4 protein-coding genes are annotated in these 4,597 nt (G+C 32.3%); all 4 read left to right on the top strand.

The window, feature by feature from the left end; translation table 11 throughout:
• The first annotated feature begins 330 nt into the window (after positions 1 to 330).
• The 4 genes from MWH25_RS12580 (at position 331) to MWH25_RS12565 (ending at position 4,437) form a co-directional block, all read left to right on the top strand.
• On the top strand, positions 331 to 1,023 hold the full coding sequence (locus tag MWH25_RS12580; RefSeq protein ID WP_248628001.1) for a TVP38/TMEM64 family protein: 693 nt from the start codon (positions 331 to 333) through the stop codon (positions 1,021 to 1,023).
• A 47-nt stretch (positions 1,024 to 1,070) separates the two neighbouring features.
• Entirely contained in the window at positions 1,071 to 3,074 is a 2,004-nt protein-coding gene (locus MWH25_RS12575) for an ATP-dependent helicase (protein ID WP_248628000.1), read from the top strand.
• Between the two features lie 81 nt (positions 3,075 to 3,155).
• Positions 3,156 to 3,584 carry a nucleoside-diphosphate kinase gene (ndk, locus tag MWH25_RS12570; RefSeq protein ID WP_248627999.1) on the top strand — a complete coding sequence of 143 codons (429 nt, stop codon included), beginning with the start codon at positions 3,156 to 3,158 and terminating at the stop codon, positions 3,582 to 3,584.
• Positions 3,585 to 3,795: 211 nt separating this feature from the next.
• Positions 3,796 to 4,437, top strand: coding sequence for a helix-turn-helix domain-containing protein (locus MWH25_RS12565; protein ID WP_248627998.1), 642 nt, complete (start codon positions 3,796 to 3,798; stop codon positions 4,435 to 4,437).
• Positions 4,438 to 4,597 lie beyond the last annotated feature (160 nt).

The raw sequence follows: 4,597 nt of genomic DNA, 5'->3' as shown, positions 1-4,597 counted from the left end.
ATCCATAATTTTCATATAGGTTGATATTAGGTATGTCAGCTAATTTATTTTTCACAAAAATCGAGGAAGAACCAAAATTAACTAGCATAACGCGTTAAGTTAATATACAGGTGATCAATTAAAACGGGAATGTAGAGGAATTCAGGTAAACTAATTAGAAGATTTAGGAATTTAATATCCGCTAATTAAAAATAAATAGTTGAGTAAAAAGCAGCCAAATGGCTGCTTTTTGTTATAATGACTAGTGATGATATTTTAAAAAACGGAAAAAGTGTGATAAAATGTTTAAGTCGTTAGTTCGATTGAAAGAAATTGATGTGAGGTGATAGGATGTTAAATAAAAAGTGGTTGTTTCTGATTTTTATAGTCTTATTAGGAATAGTTATAGGATATCAGTTAGAATTATTTGATTATCAAGATGTAACAAAATTATTAGCTTTTAATAAATGGATAACAGGATGGGGCTGGTTAGCACCTGCTTTTTTTATTGCTATTTATACTGTAGCAATGATTATTTTTTTACCTAATCCTTTTTTTATGTTAGTAGGAGGTTTGGCTTTTGGCTCGTTTTTTGGGGCAGTTTTTGTATTAATTGGTTTTGGATTAGGAGCAAGTTCATCATTTTTAATTGCTAGATATTTTGCTAGGGATTTTATTAAGGCTTGGTTAGAAAAGAAGGGGTTAGTTTCTAAAATGGAATTATGGATTGAGGAATATGGGTATCGCTTATTATTAATAACAAGATTGATTCCTATAATCCCGATAAATTTACAGAATTATGCTTATGGTTTGACTGAAATTAAATTTTCGGTTTATATTATATTATCTTTGTTCGGAATATTACCTAAAGTAGCATTTTTAACAGTAATTAGTGGTTTTATTGTTGAAGAAGGTTTGATAGTAAAAGAAAATTATGGAATTATTATTGGTGGATTAATTTTTATAATAGTTTTTTATCTGTTAATAAGTAAGATCTTTAAAGTAGAAGAATATTTATCACAAGAAAAGAAAAGATTAAGTTAGTGAGTTTTCTCAGCTAAAAGGAAATATTGTATAGGAGGAATAATAGTATGAATTTATCAACAATGTTAAATACTAAACAACAAGAGGCAGTTACAACGACTGAAGGACCAGTCTTAGTCTTAGCTGCTGCCGGAAGTGGCAAGACAAGGGCTTTAACCTATCGGGTTGCTTATTTGATTGACCAAGGGGTTAGTCCAGTTAATATATTGACTTTGACCTTTACTAATAAAGCAGCACAAGATATGAAAAGAAAGATCAAAGATTTATTAGGTGAAATGCCTGATCAGATGTGGATTGGTACCTTCCATAGTATTTGTGTTCGGATCTTGAGCCAGAATTTAAAGAAATTAGGGTATCAATCAGGATTTGTAATTTATGATCAGGATGAAAGTAAGAGCTTGGTTGCTGATATTATTTTGAGTTTCAATCTAGATAAAGAAAAGTATGATCCTAAGATTGTTCTGAAATTAATTAATAAAGCTAAATTAAAGTTGTGGGCTGAAGATGAATTATTAGCTAGGTATCAAGAGGTAGGTAACGGAAGTGAAGAGTATTATCAAAATATTGTTGATATTTATCAAAAGTATAATGAAGTATTAAAAGATAATAATGCCTTTGACTTTAATGATCTATTAGCTAAGACGATAGAGTTGTTTGAAGAGCATCAAGATGTATTGGCCAAGTATCAGGACAAGTTTAAGTATTTGTTGATCGATGAGTATCAGGATACTTCACCAATTCAGTATCGGTTGGCCCAGTTAGTAGCTAAAAAGCATAATAATATCTTTGTAGTTGGTGATGATTTTCAGAGTATTTATAAATTCCGTGGAGCTGATATGAATAATATTCTCAGCTTTGCAGATGATTTTGCTGAATGTAAGACGATTAAATTAGAGCAGAACTATCGCTCTAAAGGCAATATTATTAATGCATCTAATGCCTTGATTGCTCGTAATCATCAGCAATTTAATAAAGAAGTTTGGACTGCTAATGCTGAAGGAGAGCCAGTTATTATTTGTGAGGCAGCTAATGAGTATGCTGAAGCAGATTACATAACAGAAGAGATTGATAATTTAGTTAGATTTAGTGGGTATAAGTATAATGATATTGCTATTTTGTACCGTTCTAATCATCAATCTAGAGTCTTAGAAGAAGCCTTTATTAGAAAGAGAATTCCCTATTATATAGTAGGAGGACTTGGATTTTATGATCGTAAGGAGATTAAAGATATCATAAGTTATTTAAAGGTGGCAGTTAATCCTCAAGATACAATTGCTATGAAACGGATTGTTAATGTTCCTAAACGGGGAATTGGAGCTAAGACCTTGGATAAATTAATTAGGCATGCTCAGGAATATGTACCGGAGTTTAATTTGTTAAGCTTTAATCAAGAGGATGAAAGCTTGGGGTTGTTCGATATTATGGAAGAGCCAACCGATGTATCAGGTATAGGTAAGAAGACTGCCGCTAAGATAAGATCATTTCATAAGGATTTAGAAGAGGTAATTGCTATTAAAGAATCCAGTCTATCAATTCCTGACCAGGTTGATGAGATCTTAAAGACCAGTGGCTATCAAGCAATGTTGGAATTAGATGGTTCAGAGACAGCTCTTAATAGATTGGATAATTTAAATGAGTTTTTAGTTTTAGCAGAAAATTATCAACGAAAGAATCCAGACCGAGAGTTAGATGATTTCGTGAGAGATCTAAAATTATTATCTGATCAAGATGATCTGGATCAATCAAATCAGGTTAAGATGATGACTGTACATGCTTCTAAAGGTTTGGAATTTCCTACTGTCTTTATAGTGGGGGTGGAAGAAGAGGTTTTTCCCCATCGACGTAGTATTAAGAGTGGGTTAATTGAAGATATAGAGGAGGAAAGGCGGTTAGCTTATGTAGCAATGACGCGAGCTGAAAATAGATTATTTATCAGTTATACTCGGCAGCGTCAGCAGTTTGGTGAGACTAAAACTATGATTCCTTCCCGCTTTTTGGATGAACTTCCAACTGAGTTGATATTAGAAGTTATTCATAATCATCAATTATAATTGCAATTTGGAAGAAAATGAGTTATAATAATGTTAATTTGAATTTTCATACAAATAATAAAAAAGTTGGAGGAGTTTAGGATGGAACAATCATTAGTATTAATTAAGCCTGATGGAGTATTGAATCGAAAGATTGGTGATATTGTAGCTAGATTTGAAGCTAAAGGATTGGAGATTCAAGCGATGAAGATGATGTGGATGGATGAACAGTTAGCTATAACTCATTATCAAGAGCATGAAGGGAAAGGCTTTTTTGATGATTTAATTTCATACATAACTGAAGCTCCAATAGTAGCAATGGTAATTGCTGGAGAAGAAGCAATTCAGATTATTAGGAATTTAAACGGTGCGACTGACCCTCTCGAAGCTAAACCAGGTACTATTAGAGGTGATTTTGCTTTGAATTTAGATTCTGGTAATATTGTACATGCTTCAGATAGTACTGAAAGTGCTAAAAGAGAGATTGATTTATACTTTGATGCAGATGAAATTTATGCATATAGAGACTGAGCTTATTTTTAAGCTCAGTTTTTTTCATTTTGTAGGGGAATTAAGGCTAAGTCTAAGTAAATACTAAAGAATCATGTTTTAATGGTTGACTTAAACTCAACCTTAACCTCAGACTTAATAGCAAGTTAGCAGAAAAGACAGGAAATTAATTGACAATAAAAGGAAGGAGTTGATATAATAAGATCAAAAGTAATATATAGGAGGTAACAAGATGAATGAAATCGGTTTAGTTGTGGAAGAAGTATATTCTCAAGAAATTATTTATCAGAAGTTAAAGGTCAATACCAGTAGAGGGATTAAATATACTGGAACTGCGGAGAATCCAGGGTATATTGTTTTATTTTCAGATTTAAGTAACTGGAAAAAGACAAACCCTTATCATGATCGCTTAGAAGAAGATGCTTTTTATTATACAGCTGAAGGGTTAGAAGGAGAACAGAAGTTGACTGGTGGTAATTTGGCGTTGACTAATTACTTAATTCAGCCTTGTCCGATCTATATCTTTATTAAGTTGGATACTGATGAGTATAAATACTTAGGTGAGGCAGAATTGATCAGTATCAATCAAGAGTTGCAGTATGACTGTAAGAAGAGATTAAGAGAGGTTTTTGTTTATCAATTAGAATTGCCTGAATATAACTTATATAAGAAATTAGAGGATAAAGAGATAATGAAGAAGGATATTTTAGGTTTTAAAGAAGCAAGCGAATTGCTAGGGGTTAGCACTAGAACTTTAACAGAAATACTTAAAAAATATCAAGTGCCAGGTAGAAAACTGGGAAGGCAGTGGCATTTTAGCCGTAAGCACTTGATTGATTGGATTGGAAAGGGAATTTCTAAGTCGGAATATTAGCTTTAGTAAAGTCGCTCTTCTTAATTAGACAAGCTGCTCTTTGATATTATAGGGATTTGAAGTATAGGGATTTGAAGTGGGGTTTTATTACAATTATGTGTAACTTTTGCCTAGAACCATGAGGGAGATTTCTCGTTCTGAAAGATTTTTTCTGAGCTTC

Source organism: Natroniella acetigena, assembly GCF_023227745.1.
GTDB classification, from domain to species: domain Bacteria; phylum Bacillota; class Halanaerobiia; order Halobacteroidales; family Halobacteroidaceae; genus Natroniella; species Natroniella acetigena.
The sequence above is the reverse complement of the archived record's forward strand: the minus strand, read 5'-3'. Positions and strand labels throughout refer to the sequence as shown.